This window comes from Burkholderia sp. Bmkn7 (genome assembly GCF_041103175.1).
Taxonomy (GTDB): domain Bacteria; phylum Pseudomonadota; class Gammaproteobacteria; order Burkholderiales; family Burkholderiaceae; genus Burkholderia; species Burkholderia cepacia.
Window position 1 is genome coordinate 916,352 of the sequence record NZ_JBGCUH010000001.1, and the last position, 14,368, is coordinate 930,719.

12 protein-coding genes are annotated in these 14,368 nt (G+C 67.8%); 6 read left to right on the forward strand and 6 right to left on the reverse strand.

Annotated elements, in window-relative coordinates:
• Nucleotides 1–106 precede the first annotated feature (106 nt).
• Nucleotides 107–1,267: an NAD-dependent formate dehydrogenase gene (locus AB3K92_RS04050; protein ID WP_192387941.1), complete on the forward strand. Its 1,161-nt coding sequence runs from the start codon at nt 107–109 to the stop codon at nt 1,265–1,267.
• A 34-nt stretch (nt 1,268–1,301) separates the two neighbouring features.
• Here AB3K92_RS04050 and AB3K92_RS04055 read toward each other — a convergent pair whose 3' ends face one another.
• The 5 genes from AB3K92_RS04055 to AB3K92_RS04075 form a co-directional block, all read right to left on the reverse strand.
• Nucleotides 1,302–2,726, reverse strand: coding sequence for a PLP-dependent aminotransferase family protein (locus tag AB3K92_RS04055; RefSeq protein ID WP_059862665.1), 1,425 nt, complete (start codon nt 2,724–2,726; stop codon nt 1,302–1,304).
• A gap of 382 nt (nt 2,727–3,108) precedes the next feature.
• Nucleotides 3,109–3,363, reverse strand: a complete 255-nt coding sequence (locus AB3K92_RS04060) for a hypothetical protein (RefSeq protein ID WP_021157957.1) — start codon at nt 3,361–3,363, stop codon at nt 3,109–3,111.
• Between the two features lie 34 nt (nt 3,364–3,397).
• On the reverse strand, nt 3,398–3,853 hold the full coding sequence (locus AB3K92_RS04065; RefSeq protein WP_048028537.1) for a DUF1269 domain-containing protein: 456 nt from the start codon (nt 3,851–3,853) through the stop codon (nt 3,398–3,400).
• 103 nt (nt 3,854–3,956) lie between these two features.
• Entirely contained in the window at nt 3,957–4,406 is a 450-nt protein-coding gene (locus AB3K92_RS04070; RefSeq protein WP_042973791.1) for a phosphate-starvation-inducible protein PsiE, read from the reverse strand.
• Nucleotides 4,403–4,813, reverse strand: coding sequence for a LysR family transcriptional regulator (locus AB3K92_RS04075; protein WP_369464487.1), 411 nt, complete (start codon nt 4,811–4,813; stop codon nt 4,403–4,405). Before AB3K92_RS04075 ends, AB3K92_RS04070 begins: the two co-directional genes overlap by 4 nt.
• Nucleotides 4,814–5,181: 368 nt before the next feature.
• On the opposite strand from AB3K92_RS04075, the gene AB3K92_RS04080 reads away from it, so the two are divergent.
• Nucleotides 5,182–6,243 carry a Dyp-type peroxidase gene (locus AB3K92_RS04080; RefSeq protein ID WP_369464488.1) on the forward strand — a complete coding sequence of 354 codons (1,062 nt, stop codon included), beginning with the start codon at nt 5,182–5,184 and terminating at the stop codon, nt 6,241–6,243.
• 176 nt (nt 6,244–6,419) lie between these two features.
• Here the strand turns inward: AB3K92_RS04080 and AB3K92_RS04085 are convergent, their stop codons facing one another.
• A complete protein-coding gene (locus AB3K92_RS04085; RefSeq protein WP_021157953.1) occupies nt 6,420–6,809 on the reverse strand; it encodes a GIY-YIG nuclease family protein in 390 nt (129 codons plus the stop codon).
• 439 nt (nt 6,810–7,248) lie between these two features.
• Between AB3K92_RS04085 and AB3K92_RS04090 the strand changes: the two genes are divergently transcribed.
• From AB3K92_RS04090 to AB3K92_RS04105, 4 genes are all read left to right on the forward strand, one after another.
• Nucleotides 7,249–8,064: a family 1 encapsulin nanocompartment shell protein gene (locus tag AB3K92_RS04090; RefSeq protein ID WP_060375840.1), complete on the forward strand. Its 816-nt coding sequence runs from the start codon at nt 7,249–7,251 to the stop codon at nt 8,062–8,064.
• Nucleotides 8,065–8,166: 102 nt separating this feature from the next.
• Nucleotides 8,167–8,436, forward strand: coding sequence for a hypothetical protein (locus tag AB3K92_RS04095; RefSeq protein ID WP_226193153.1), 270 nt, complete (start codon nt 8,167–8,169; stop codon nt 8,434–8,436).
• Between the two features lie 628 nt (nt 8,437–9,064).
• A complete protein-coding gene (locus tag AB3K92_RS04100; protein ID WP_369464489.1) occupies nt 9,065–11,902 on the forward strand; it encodes an ATP-dependent Clp protease ATP-binding subunit in 2,838 nt (945 codons plus the stop codon).
• Nucleotides 11,903–12,026: 124 nt separating this feature from the next.
• Nucleotides 12,027–14,306, forward strand: coding sequence for an FdhF/YdeP family oxidoreductase (locus AB3K92_RS04105; RefSeq protein ID WP_059555803.1), 2,280 nt, complete (start codon nt 12,027–12,029; stop codon nt 14,304–14,306).
• Nucleotides 14,307–14,368 lie beyond the last annotated feature (62 nt).

Here is a 14,368-nt window from a genome sequence, read left to right on the forward strand (position 1 = left end):
ACGTCATCAACGTTGCGGCGCAACACACCCGTTGCCTGCGAGGGCACGTCGCGCGTCCTGCGCAATCCGCGTGCCGCATCCCCCCCTTCACCAGGAGTGCTACCCGATGGCCACCGTCCTGTGCGTGCTCTACCCCGATCCGGTCGACGGCTACCCGCCGCGCTACGTGCGCGATGCGATTCCGGTCATCACGCGCTACGCGGACGGCCAAACCGCGCCGACGCCGGCCGGCCCGCCCGGCTTCCGGCCCGGCGAACTCGTCGGCTCGGTGTCCGGCGCGCTCGGGCTGCGCGGTTATCTGGAGGCGCACGGCCACACGCTGATCGTCACGAGCGACAAGGACGGCCCCGATTCCGAATTCGAGCGCCGGCTGCCCGAAGCGGACGTGGTGATCTCGCAGCCGTTCTGGCCCGCGTACCTGACGGCCGAACGGATCGCCCGCGCGCCGAAGCTGAAGCTCGCGCTGACGGCCGGCATCGGCTCCGATCACGTCGATCTCGACGCCGCCGCTCGCGCGCATGTCACCGTCGCCGAAGTCACCGGCTCGAACAGCATCAGCGTGGCCGAGCACGTGGTGATGACGACGCTCGCGCTGGTGCGCAACTACTTGCCGTCGCATGCGATCGCGCAGCAAGGCGGCTGGAACATCGCCGATTGCGTGTCGCGCAGCTACGACGTCGAGGGCATGCATTTCGGCACGGTCGGCGCGGGCCGCATCGGGCTCGCCGTGCTGCGCCGGCTGAAGCCGTTCGGCCTGCAGTTGCACTACACGCAGCGCCACCGGCTCGACGCGTCGGTCGAGCAGGAACTCGCGCTCACGTATCACGCCGATGCCGCGTCGCTCGCGAGCGCCGTCGACATCGTCAACCTGCAGATCCCGCTTTACCCGTCGACCGAGCACCTGTTCGACGCGGCGATGATCGCGCGCATGAAGCGCGGCGCATACCTGATCAACACCGCGCGCGCGAAGCTGGTCGACCGCGACGCGGTCGTGAATGCCGTCACGTCCGGACATCTCGCGGGCTACGGCGGCGACGTGTGGTTTCCCCAGCCGGCGCCGGCCGATCACCCTTGGCGCGCGATGCCGTTCAACGGGATGACCCCGCACATCTCCGGCACGTCGCTGTCCGCGCAGGCACGCTATGCGGCCGGCACGCTGGAGATCCTGCAGTGCTGGTTCGACGGCAAGCCGATCCGCGACGAATACCTGATCGTCGACGGCGGCACGCTCGCGGGAACGGGCGCGCAGTCGTACCGGCTGACGTGACGCCACGCGCCGCGCCCGACGCGCGGCGGTACGGTCAGTCGACGCAGCAGGCGGCGAGCTTGCCGACGGTCACGACCGCCTGCTCGATCTCCGGCGACCACGGGCTGCTGTAGTTGAGGCGGATGAAATTCCGGTAGCTGTCCGCGATCGAGAACATGTAGCCGGGCCCGATCGTGATGCCCTGCTCCAGCGCGAGCTGGTACAGCCGCATCGCATCGACTTGCGCGGGCAACTCGACCCACAGCACATAGCCACCCGCCGGGCTCGAGATGCGCGTGCCTTCCGGGAAGAACCGCGACACCATCGCCCGCATCAGGTTCGCCTGCTGCGCATATGCCTTGCGAATCCGCCGCAGGTGATGCTCGTAGCCGTCGCGTTCGAGAAACTCCGCGATCGCGAGCTGCGGCAACGACGGCGTCGCGAGCGTGTTCAGGAATTTCAGTTTCTCGACCTGCTCGCGATAACGGCCCGGCAGCGCCCAGCCGATCCGGTAGGCGGCCGTCAGGCTCTTCGAGAACGACGCACAATGCAGCACGATGTCGTGGCGGTCGAACGACTTCAGCGTGCTCGGATGCATGTTGCCGAAGTACAGTTCGTTGTACACACCATTCTCGATGACCGGCAGGTCGGCCTTCGCGGCGAACTCGACCAGTTCGCGCTTGCGTTCGTCGGGCATCTGGAAGCCGAGCGGGTTCTGGAAGTTCGGCATCACCATGCACGCGGCGATCGGCTGCGACTTCGCGATCGCGGCCAGCGCCGCGATGTCGATCCCGTATTCCGGATGCGTGGCCACCTCGATCGCCTTCATCCCCATCCGCTCGATCGCGTGCAGCATCGCGTAGAACGTCGGCGATTCCACCGCGATCGTGTCGCCCGGCTTCGCCACCGCCTGCAGGCACAGGTTGATCGCCTCCGTCGCGCCGACCGTCACGATGATCTCGTTCGGGTCCACCGACATCCCGTTTTCCAGGTAGCGCCGTGCGATCTGACGGATCAGCCGCGGATGCCCCGGCGGCAATCCGTCCGTCACGCCCCACAGCGACTTGTCGCGGCCGGCCGCATACGCGTAGCGGTTCAGCTTCTCGAACGGGAACAGGCTCGGGTCCGGGTACGGCGAACCGAGCGGCACGGCGTCGTCGGTGCCGATCGAGCGCAGCGTCGACAGCACGAGCCGGCTCACGTCGACCGACGACGAGATCGCGATCGGCTTCGACGGCCGCAGCTCGCGCACCGGCGCATGGCCGTCGTCGCGCCGCAGGTTCACGAAATAGCCGGACTGCGGGCGGCTTTCGAGCAGCCCGCGGCTTTCCAGCAGCAGATACGCGTGCAGCACGGTCGTGATGCTGATCCGGTGCTGCTGGCTCGCCTGCCGCACCGACGGCACACGATCGCCGTGTCGATATACGCCTTGCCGGATGAGTCTCTCTACGTCGTTTGCAAATTTCTCGTAGAGCTTCATCCGCCTCGCCCCGCCAGCGGTGAACCGGCCTGCGCTGCACGGGCGGCATGGCCGCGCCGGTGCACGAAGCCGGATAGCCGTGCCCGGGCGCGGGGGGCCCGGTTCGAACCTCGTCCGTTATCGAAATTGAAGGCGGATAGCAACGCGAATCTCATCTAGACAAGGTTCGGCATCCTACTGCGTCATTTCGACGAATGTAAGTGACAGTTTGGCGAGGAAACGCCAAATCCGGTTGGCGTGGTGAACAGATTCGAACGCGGCGGAACGGCCCGGCGCGGGGCCATTCATCGGGCGCACATGCAGGCGCATGGGCGCGCGTATTGCCGCCGGCCGGCGGGCGGCCATCACGCGAAGCCCGGTCATGCTCGGGCCTCGCGTGCGATCAAGCGTCGTCGACGTTGTCCGCGTAGTGGTCGATCGCGACCTTGCACTCGTCGAACACCACCGTCAGCCACGCGACGTCGTTCGACTCGACCCACTTGCGGATCTGCAGGAATTGCCCGGTGCCGAGATCGGCGACGCGCGCCGGATCGTCGGTCGTCACGTCGACGGCCGCGATCGCGCGCTTGCCGCTGCCCGGCAGCGGCGTCAACGTCGCCGCGATGTCGAAGCGACGGTACGATTGATCGATGCGTATGCGGTTCTCCCGAAGCTGACCGAAAGGAAGCGTCTCAATCGAGCGCCTGGCGGAACACCTTGCCGCCGAATCCGGTCACGACGTTGTCGACCGAGAACGGCGTGTCCTCCTTCGCTTCGAGGATGACCGCGACGCTGCCGGGCACGAGCCGCGCCGCAATCGTCTCGACGAACGTGCCGTCGAGCAGCGCGTTGCCGGCCGCTTCCGCGAGAATGCCGGCCCCCGCGCCGGCCGCCATGCCGGTGACCACACCAAGCGGCCCGGCGAGCAGACCGAGCAGCCCGCCTGCGATCGCGCCGATCACGCCGCCCTTGAACGGCCGCGATTCGGCATCGAGCACCGCGAGCTTGCCGGTCGCGTCCTTCTCGACGACGACGCCGTTCTCGATGTGGAATCCCTCATGCTTGTCCGACAGCGCCCCGAAATCGCTCGCGGCCCGACGGGCCGTGTCGACGCTGCCGAACACAGCGACGATCAGTTGCCTGGTCATTCGATACCTCGCCCGGTTGGTTGGTCAGTTTGATCAGTTTGGCCGCATTGGCCGCCTTGGCCGCTTACAGCCGCCGCGCCGGATGCGGCACGCCACCCGCTCCTCACCTGCGCGCATGCACATCGTCCTCGACATCGTCGACGTCCGCCGGAAAGCGATGCTGGCCGAAACTCAGGATCAGCACGCCCACCGCGAGCAGCACGATTCCGAACGTCGTCATCAGCATCCGCTCGGGGCTGTCGGTCGCCCCGCGCAGGATCAGGTCGCGCGCGAGCGACGTCATCGCAATGAACAGCGGAAACCGCACGGGCAGCCGGCCGAGCCGCAGGTAGCGCACGTCCATCGCGAGCACTTCCAGGTACAGGAACATCAGCAGCAGGTCGGTCAGCGACACTTCGCCCGCCAGCACGACCTTCCACGCTTCCTGCGCCATCGCGAACGCGGTCGCGAGCCCGATCACGATCAGCCCGGCCAGCTCGGCCGCGTGAAGGAAATGGCCGAAGCGGCGGCGAATGCGCTCGGCCGGCGAGCGGGGAACGGTGGTCGTATTCAAGGTGACAGTCGCGTTGAGGAAACTTGAACGGCGCCGGGTGGCGGGAACGCCGCGTCGTGCGCGGCAGCATGCACGGTCCCGCTATCGGGTGCGTCGGGTGCGTCGTGCGCGTCGGCCGCGTCGAGCGCATCCGGCACCGCCGGCGCGTGCGGGCCGGCCGCGCCGATCGCCTGCTCGACCGCGGACAACGTCCGGCGGCAGCATACGTGGAACGCGACGCCCGCATCGGAGCAGGCCACGTCGTCGTGCTCGCGGCACAGCAGCAGGCGGCAGCCGAGATACCGTTCGAGGCAGTCGATCCGTTCGCTCACCTGCGCTTCGTCGAGCCGCAGTTCGGACGCCGCACCGGACAGGCCGCCACGCTCGACCACCGCGACATACACACGCATCGCTTCCAGCAGGTTCATGATGACGCTCCTCGTCGGCGGGCGCAGCGGAACCTAATCTACTGCACGCGGCATGCGCGCTCAAGAGCACAGCGCCGCGCACGCCAGGAGTACAGCTGCGCGTGCGCCGCCCGAAACCCGGCCCTGTTTGACGCATTCGCATGACAGTTCGGCGATACGGGTTCCAAAGCCCCGCCGAAGCTGCTAGATTGCTTGCTCGACGACGTTACGCGGTGCGGGCCGGTCACGCGCCGCGCGGCCGGCCGCCACCGCCGCGGCCCGTTGCGCGAGGCACGCGCGACGTCCTTCATCCGCATGACACAAAGAGAACAGTCGCATGACACAGTTCAACCGTTCGCCTTCGCGCGCCACGGCCCGCCCGTCCCGACATGACTGACCGGCAGCCCGCGATGCAGACACCTCCCCCGCTCTCCCAGGCCGTTCACAGCCCGATCACGCGCAGCGCGATCTTCCTCGTGGCGACGATCAATCCCGGCGCCGAGCACGCCGACACGATCCGTTCGTGGTGCGGCGACATCGCCGCGCTCGTGCGCTCGGTCGGCAAGCGCGTGCCGGGCGGCAACCTCACCTGCGTATGCGGCTTCGGCGCCGACGCATGGGACGCGCTGTTCGGCGCCCCGCGCCCCGCCGCGCTGCATCCGTTCCGCGAGTTCGGCGCGGGGCAGCGCGTCGCGGTCGCGACGCCGGGCGACATCCTGCTGCACATCCGCGCGGAAGCGATGGACCTGTGCTTCGAACTCGCGACGCAGTTGCTCGGCGCGCTCGGCGATGCCGTCACGGTGGTCGACGAGGTGCACGGCTTCCGCAATTTCGACCAGCGCGCGATGATCGGCTTCGTCGACGGCACCGAGAACCCGGAAGGCCGCGAGGCGGTCGACTTCACGGTGATCGGCGACGAAGACGCGGAATTCGCGGGCGGCAGCTACGTGATCGTGCAGAAGTACCTGCACGACATGGCCGGCTGGAATGCGCTCGCGGTCGAGACGCAGGAACGCATCATCGGCCGCACCAAGTTGTCGGACATCGAACTCGCGCCGGACGTGAAGCCGTCGTGCTCGCACAGCTCGCTGACCACGCTCGACGAGAACGGCCAGGAAGTGAAGATCCTGCGCGACAACATGCCGTTCGGGCGCCCGGGCGCGGGCGAATTCGGCACCTACTTCATCGGCTACGCGCGCTCGCCGGCGCCGATCGAGCAGATGCTCGAGAACATGTTCGTCGGCCGGCCGCCCGGCAACTACGACCGCCTGCTCGACTACAGCCGCGCGGTCACCGGCTCGCTGTTCTTCGTGCCGTCCGCCGACCTGCTCGAAGCGCTCGTCGATCGCGCGGCGCCGGCCGCCGACGCCGCGCAGCCGGAAGCGTCGCCGTCCGCGCCGCATCGCGACGGTTCGCTGAAAATCGGCTCGCTGAAAGGCGTCCCGTCGTAACGCAGGGTACCGACGGCCGTCCGGCACGCGACCGCGCGCGGGGCGTGTCCGGAACCGCCTCTGTTCAGTCGGCCGCAGTGCGCGTGCAGCGCCGCGCAACAGCCCCCTCCACCGCGCCGCCGCTTATGGACGGTTACGCGCACAGGCTCGCATTCCCGGCACGCCGCCCACGCGACTCAACCCACCAGAATATAGAGCCAGTTCTTCGGCAACGCCCCGCCCGGGCCGTTGCTGCATGCCAGCAGCCGTTCGCCGGATTGGGGGTGCGTGATGCCGGTACGGAACGTCTCGATGGCCTTGCGCTCCAGACGGTCGAACGCGTTCCCGACCAGGTTGTGCGCTTCGAGATAGATCGGTGCCATCAGCTTGAAGTCAGGCTTGGTGGCGCGATGTTTCGCCAGCCGGGTGTACAGGTCGCTGGTGATGCCGATATAGAACTTGCTGTACTCCGGCTTCGCGGCAAACGCGTTCAATACCTGCCGCAAATGCCCGATCACATCCTCGTGATTGATGACGCCCGTCTTCAGCATGTATTTGTCTTCGGGCGAGACGAGTTGTAATGCCATGAACGACCTCCACTTGTTGTGAAGCATCAATAGGCTGCGTCTATGATTCATCCGGGCCCGGCTCCGACGACCGCCCAACCCCTGCTGGCAGACACCCGGCTGGATGAATGTTCGTAAGAATGCACGACTCGCGACAGGACGTCGACCGGAATTGATTCCGCACAGCGTCGAACGCGGCCCGGGCGACGGTGCCGCCGGCACGCCCCGGGTATCGCGGCAATCCGGTCGCGGCATTCCGTGTTCGCCCACCCCCGCACCGCGCGAATTGCATCACAGTTGCGCGACCGCACGGTGTCGTTTCGATTTGTGCTGCAGCGGTGTCGATCGAGCCTGCTAATATTCATTTTCGTCCGCGATCGGCAGGCTGGCATCACGCACAGCCCGTCAGCCGATCGGCCCGCCATCAAGTGTTTCCGCTGACGTGAGGCAATCCAAATCCATGAATAACCTGCACCGCGAACTCGCCCCGATCTCGTCTTCCGCCTGGGAACAAATCGAGGAGGAAGTGGCACGCACGTTCAAACGATCGGTGGCCGGCCGCCGCGTCGTCGATGTCGACGGCCCCGAAGGCCCCGAGCTGTCGGCCGTCGGCACCGGGCACCTGGTCGCCGTCGACGCGCCGCGCGAGCACGTGAACGCGCGGCTGCGCGAAGTCCGCACGATCGTCGAGCTGACGGTGCCGTTCGAGTTGAGCCGCGATGCGATCGACAGCGTCGAGCGCGGCGCGCGCGATGCCGACTGGCAACCGGCGAAGGACGCCGCGCAGCGGCTCGCGTTCGCCGAAGACAACGCGATCTTCGACGGCTACCGGGCCGCCGGCATCGTCGGCATCCGCGAAGGCACGTCGAATCGCAAGCTCACGCTGCCGGCGGACGTCAGCGCGTATCCCGACGCGATCAGCGATGCGCTCGAGGCGCTCCGCCTGGCCGGCGTCGACGGCCCGTATTCGGTGGTGCTCGGCTCGGATGCGTACACGGCGCTCAGCGAGGCGCGCGACCAGGGTTATCCGGTCCTCGGCCATATCAAACGGATCGTCAGCGGCGAGATCATCTGGGCGCCGGCGATCAGCGGCGGCTGCGTGCTGTCCACGCGCGGCGGCGATTACGAGCTGCATCTCGGGGAAGACGTATCGATCGGCTACACGAGCCATACCGACAAGGTCGTCCGCCTGTACCTGCGCGAAACGTTCACGTTCCTGATGCTGACGAGCGAAGCATCGGTGTCCGTCGCACCGCAGGGCAACCCAACGGCCTGACCTCGGCTGTCCGCGCGATGCCCGCCGGGCGTCGCGCGCGGCCGGCCGCACCGCCGGCCGCATGTTCGTCGCCGATCGAGCCCACTTTGCATGGAGTGTGTGATGAGCGAGTCGAATGAGGCATTACAGGCGCTGCAGGCGTCGGTCGACCAGTTGAAGAAGGCGGTCGACGCGAACGCGAGCCGCCAGGCCGGCGATACCGCCGTGCTGTTCACCGTCCTGTCGCTGGTCCTGGCCGAGTTGCCGCCCGACACGCGCAACCTGATCGAGGATTCGTTCTCCGTCTGGGCCAATGGCCTGCCGGATACGGAACTGTCAACCGACGTGAAGCAGATCGCCCGGCAACGGCTCGCGATGACCCTCCCGGACTGACCGCGGCACGCCGCGGTTGCGCCCCGTCCGCGCCGGACCGTGCAACCCGCCTGCTCCTTCGGCCGCCACGCACGCATCGTCCGCGGTGCGCGCATGGTTGCATCCGGCCGCTCGCCGCATGCGCTCCGTGCGGCGCTTCCGTCGCGCCCGGCCACCCGCGGCACCCGCCATCCACCTGCAACCGGCGCCCTGCGCGCCCATGTCGCACCGCGCCCCGCTGGCGTGGCGCCCGCCCCGCTTTCCCGTCACCGCGCGTTACGCGTGCCGCGCACGCCCGCGCCGCCGTGCATCCGCGCGTCTGTGCTCCTCTTCGTCCGTGCGCGCCCGCATCCGAGGGTGCAATTCGCGGCCGGGCCGGCGCGGAACTGTGTCTTGGATGGCCTCCGCCGATTCGCTATTTTGAACGCAGTCGAAGCGATGCCGTGGGCTCCTCCCGGCACGCACGCCTGCCGTCCTGACCGCGATCGCGCACGACGCCGGCGCGCACTGCGCGATAGCCCGGGCACGGCCCGGGCGCCGCCGTGCCGCCCTGCTTCATGTCGTGCGCTCGCGGTCGGGCCGCGCAAGCGCCGCACCGCATCGGGACTTCACCCTTCGACCCACTTTCACCGACAGGAGCCAGACCACCATGCCCGCACTTTGCGATATCTGCCACGCCCGGCCGGCCGTCGCGCGCGCAACCGTGATGCAGGACGGCGAGCGCAAGACCATCTCGATCTGCGACTACCACTTCCGTCAGCTGATGCGGCATCAAAGCATGCTGAACCCGTTCGATTCGCTGCTGGGCGGCGGCTCGTCGTCGCTGTTCGGCGGGCTCGGTGACGAATCGCCGCTCGCCGCCGAAGTCCCGCGCGAATCGGTCGACCCGACCGACGCGTTCAGCGAGCAGACGCTGGAACTGCTGCAGCGCGCGGCCGAGAAGGCGCACGAGCTGCGCCGCAGCGAGCTCGATTCCGAACACCTGCTTTACGCGCTCGCGGACACCGACGTGTGCGCCGCGCTGCTGAAGGAACTGAAGCTGTCGCCGCAGGACATCCGGTCGTACATCGACGAGCACGCGCACACCGGCACGGCCGACCCCGATGCGCCGCTCGACAAGCTGTCGATCTCGCCGCGCGTGAAGAAGGCCGTGCAGTACGCGTTCCAGGCGTCGCGCGATCTCGGCCATTCGTACATCGGCCCCGAGCACCTGCTGATCGGGCTCGCGTCGGTGCCGGACAGCGTCGCCGGCACGCTGCTGAAGAAATACGGCGTGACGCCCGAGGCGCTGCGCCAGAAAGTCGTGAAGGTGGTCGGCAAGGGTGCCGAGGACGGCCGCGTCGATGCGCCGACCGGCACGCCGAACCTGGACAAGTTCGGCCGCGACCTCACCGCGATCGCGCGCCAGGGCAAGCTCGACCCGGTGCTCGGCCGCGCGCAGGAAATCGAGAGCACGATCGAGGTGCTCGCGCGCCGCAAGAAGAACAATCCGGTGCTGATCGGCGAGCCGGGTGTCGGCAAGACGGCGATCGTCGAAGGGCTCGCGCAGCGGATCGTCAACGGCGACGTGCCCGAGGTGCTGCGCGACAAGCGGCTCGTCGAAGTCAACATCAACTCGATGGTGGCAGGCGCCAAGTATCGCGGCGAGTTCGAGGAGCGCGCGAAGCAGCTGATCGACGAAGTCACGGCGAAGCAGGACGAACTGATCCTGTTCATCGACGAGCTGCATACGATCGTCGGCGCGGGCCAGGGCGGCGGCGAAGGCGGCCTCGACATCGCGAACGTGCTGAAGCCCGCGCTCGCGCGCGGCGAGCTGAGCCTGATCGGCGCGACGACGCTCAACGAATACCAGAAGTACATCGAGAAGGACGCCGCGCTCGAGCGGCGCTTCCAGCCGGTGTTCGTGCCGGAGCCGAGCGTCGAGCAGACGATCGTGATCCTGCGCGGGCTGCGGGACAGCCTCGAGGCGCATCACCAGGTGACGTTCGCCGACGACGCATTCGTCGCGGCCGCGGAATTCGCCGACCGCTACATCACGTCGCGCTTCCTTCCCGACAAGGCGATCGACCTGATCGACCAGGCCGCCGCACGCGTGCGGATCGGCGCGACGTCGCGCCCGGTCGACATTCAGGAAGGCGAAGCGCAGATCGCGCAACTGAAGCGCGAGCAGGACTACGCGACCTCGCGCAAGCGCTTCGACGAGGCGAAGCAGTTCGAGGAGCAGATCAACGCGAAGCAGAAGGCCGTCGACGAGATGATGGAGGCGTGGCAGCGCAAGACGGGCTCCGAGACGCTCGAGGTGACGGTCGAATCCGTGGCCGAGGTCGTGTCGCGGCTGACCGGCATCCCCGTGTCCGAACTCACGCAGGAAGAACGTCAGAAGCTGCTGAAGATGGAAGAGCAGCTGCGCGAGCGCGTGGTCGGCCAGAGCGACGCGGTGGTGGCCGTCAGCGATGCCGTGCGGCTGTCGCGCGCGGGGCTCGGCCAGACGCACCGGCCGATCGCGACGTTCCTGTTCCTCGGGCCGACGGGCGTCGGCAAGACCGAACTCGCGAAGGCGCTGGCCGAGACCGTGTTCGGCGACGAACAGGCGATCATCCGCATCGACATGTCCGAGTACATGGAGCGGCACGCGGTCGCGCGGCTGATCGGCGCGCCGCCCGGCTACGTCGGCTACGACGAAGGCGGTCAGCTCACCGAGCGCGTGCGGCGGCGCCCGTACAGCGTGATCCTGCTCGACGAGATCGAGAAGGCGCACCCCGATGTGTACAACGTGCTGCTGCAGGTGTTCGACGACGGGCGCCTGACCGACGGCAAGGGCCGCGTGGTCGACTTCAGCAACACGATCATCATCGCGACGAGCAACCTCGGCGCCGCGATCATCATGGACAACCTCACGCAGCCGGAAGCCGCGCGCAAGACCGACAAGGCGATCCGCGAGGAACTGATGCAGGTGCTGAAGGGCCATTTCCGCCCCGAGTTCCTGAACCGCATCGACGAGGTGATCGTCTTCCACGCGCTGTCGAAGGAGAACATCCGCTCGATCGTGCAGATCCAGCTCGACCGCGTGATCCGCACGGCCGCCGCGCAGGACATCACGCTCGTGATGGGCGATTCGCTCGTCGAGCACCTGACCGAAGCCGGTTACCAGCCGGAGTTCGGCGCGCGCGAGCTGAAGCGCCAGATCCGTCAGACCATCGAGACGCGGCTCGCCAAGGAGATCCTCGCCGACCGGCTGAAGTCGGGCGACAAGTGCGAGGTCGACTACGACAAGGACAGCGACGAAGTGAAGTTCAACAAGCTCGCCGCGCCTGAAGCGAAGGAAGCGAAAGAGACGAAGGAAGCCGACGGCAAGGCCAAGCCCAACGGCCGGGCCGCCAAGGCGGCAGCAGACGCGAAGCCGCACGACACGCCCGCCGACGCCCCGCCGCCCGCGGCGAAGCCGTCGGGCAAGAAGTCGTCCGGCGCGAAGAAAGACGCCCACTAAAACAACGCATGCCCTGCAACCCGGGGCACGCATGACCGGCTCCGTCCGCCGGACGGAGCCGCCCCACGCCGCGACACGGCGCAACCGAGCCACCCGCACCGGGCCCGGCTATTGGAGATTCACCATGACAAATCGACGCGAAGTGCCAGGCATCAGGAAGTACGACGGGCCGGCCGGCGGTTGGGGCGCGCTTCGCGCGACAGCCGACGCGGTGCGTACCCAGATGGAGACCATCGAGGCGCCGATCGTGCTGATGCGGACCAACCAGCCCGACGGCTTCGACTGCCCCGGCTGCGCGTGGCCCGACAAGGAACACAAGTCGACGTTCCAGTTCTGCGAGAACGGCGCGAAGGCCGTCACGTGGGAAGCGACGACCAAGCGCGTGACGCCCGAGTTCTTCGCGGCGAACACCGTGTCGTCGCTGCTGCGCATGTCGGACTACGAACTGGAGAACATGGGCCGGCTCACGCATCCGCTCGTCTACGATCGCGCGACCGACACGTTCCGCGAGATCGCATGGGACGATGCGTTCGCCCGCATCGGCGAAGTGCTGCGCGCGCTGCCGCCGGAGCAGGTCGAGTTCTACACGTCGGGCCGCGCATCGAACGAAGCCGCGTACCTGTACCAGCTGTTCGCGCGCGAACTCGGCACCAACAACTTCCCCGACTGCTCGAACATGTGCCACGAGCCGACCAGCGTCGGCCTGCCGCAGTCGATCGGCATCGGCAAGGGCACCGTGTCGCTGGAGGATTTCGACCACTGCGAGCTGATCATCTCGATCGGCCACAACCCCGGCACGAACCACCCGCGGATGATGGGCACGCTGCACGAATGCTCGCGGCGCAACGTGCCGATCATCGTGTTCAACCCGCTGCGCGAGCGCGCGCTCGAACGCTTCGCGGACCCGCAGGACATGATCGAGATGGCGTCGTTCGGCTCGACGCGGATCGCGTCGACGTACTACCAGGTCGATGCCGGCGGCGACGCGGCCGCGCTGAAGGGCATCATGAAGGCGCTGCTGAAGCTCGAAGCCGAGCAAGGCAACGTGCTCGACCGCGATTTCATCGCGCAGCACACCGACGGCTTCGACGCGTTCTCGGCCGACCTCGAAGCCACGTCGTGGGACGACATCGAACGCGCGAGCGGCCTCAGCCAGGCGCAGCTCGAACAGGTCGCGATCGCGTACGCGAAGTCGAACGCGACGATCGTCACGTACGGGATGGGCGTCACGCAGCACAACAAGGGCACCGCAACCGTGCGCCTGATCGCCGACCTGCTGCTGATGCGCGGCAACATCGGCAAGCCGGGCGCCGGCGTGTGCCCGCTGCGCGGCCATTCGAACGTGCAGGGCAACCGCACGGTCGGCATCACCGAAAAACCGTCGGCCGAGTTCCTGAAGAAGATCGAGGACGTGTGCGGCTTCACGCCGCCCGCGCATCACGGGCACGACGCGGTGCAGGCGATGCAGGCAATGATCGACGGCACCGCGAAGGCGCTGCTGTGCCTCGGCGGCAACTTCGCGGTCGCGCTGCCGGATCCGGAACAGTCGTTCCCGGCAATGGCGAAGCTCGACCTGAGCGTGCATCTCGGCACGAAGCTGAACCGCTCGCACCTGCTGGTCGCGAAGGAAACCTTCATCCTGCCGGTGCTCGGCCGCACCGAGCTCGACATGCAGGCCACGGGCCGCCAGTCGATCACCGTCGAGGATTCGATGTCGATGGTCCACGCGTCGGCCGGCAAGCTCAAGCCGGCGTCCGACCAGCTGCGCTCGGAGCCCGCGATCGTCGCGGGGATCGCGCATGCGACGCTGCCGAACAGCAAGGTCGCATGGCTCGACCTGATCGCCGACTACGACCGCATCCGCGACCTGATCGACCGCACGGTGGACGGCTTCGAGGCGTTCAACGAGCGCATCCGCACGCCGGGCGGTTTCCGGCTGCCGCTGCCGCCCACCGAACGCGTGTGGCCGACGCCGACCGGCAAGGCGATGTTCTCGGTCTACAAGGGCGTGAAGGAGGATGCCGACGTGCTCGGCGGCGAGCAGGTGCTGCGGCTCATCACGCTGCGCAGCCACGACCAGTACAACACGACGATCTACGGGCTCGACGATCGTTATCGCGGCGTGTTCGGGCGTCGCGACGTGCTGTTCATGAACCCGGCCGATCTCGCGAAGTACGGGCTCGAACACGGCGACCTCGTCGACATCGAGACGATCACCGCCTCGGGCCGCACGCTGCGTCTCGAGAAGATCACCGCGATCGAGTACGACATCGCGCCGGGTTCGGTCGGCGCGTACTACCCGGAAGCGAACGTGCTCGTGCCGCTCGACTACATCGACAAGGAAAGCGGCACGCCGTCGTACAAGTCGGTGCCGGTGCGGGTGGCACGCTCGGCGGTGGTCTGATCCGCGGGCAGGCAGGTTCGCGTCGCGGCACGCCGCGTGCCTGAATCCGCCTGCCGCCCCGC

What these genes read in the sequence shown, in the direction of transcription:
- AB3K92_RS04065 (WP_048028537.1), bottom strand. Translation starts at nt 3,853, where the DNA reads ATGACCAGGCAACTGATCGTCGCTGTGTTCGGCAGCGTCGACACGGCC.
- AB3K92_RS04050 (WP_192387941.1), top strand. Translation starts at nt 107, where the DNA reads ATGGCCACCGTCCTGTGCGTGCTCTACCCCGATCCGGTCGACGGCTAC.
- AB3K92_RS04075 (WP_369464487.1), bottom strand. Translation starts at nt 4,813, where the DNA reads ATGAACCTGCTGGAAGCGATGCGTGTGTATGTCGCGGTGGTCGAGCGT.
- AB3K92_RS04100 (WP_369464489.1), top strand. Translation starts at nt 9,065, where the DNA reads ATGCCCGCACTTTGCGATATCTGCCACGCCCGGCCGGCCGTCGCGCGC.
- AB3K92_RS04085 (WP_021157953.1), bottom strand. Translation starts at nt 6,809, where the DNA reads ATGGCATTACAACTCGTCTCGCCCGAAGACAAATACATGCTGAAGACG.
- AB3K92_RS04055 (WP_059862665.1), bottom strand. Translation starts at nt 2,726, where the DNA reads ATGAAGCTCTACGAGAAATTTGCAAACGACGTAGAGAGACTCATCCGG.
- AB3K92_RS04095 (WP_226193153.1), top strand. Translation starts at nt 8,167, where the DNA reads ATGAGCGAGTCGAATGAGGCATTACAGGCGCTGCAGGCGTCGGTCGAC.
- AB3K92_RS04080 (WP_369464488.1), top strand. Translation starts at nt 5,182, where the DNA reads ATGACTGACCGGCAGCCCGCGATGCAGACACCTCCCCCGCTCTCCCAG.
- AB3K92_RS04090 (WP_060375840.1), top strand. Translation starts at nt 7,249, where the DNA reads ATGAATAACCTGCACCGCGAACTCGCCCCGATCTCGTCTTCCGCCTGG.
- AB3K92_RS04105 (WP_059555803.1), top strand. Translation starts at nt 12,027, where the DNA reads ATGACAAATCGACGCGAAGTGCCAGGCATCAGGAAGTACGACGGGCCG.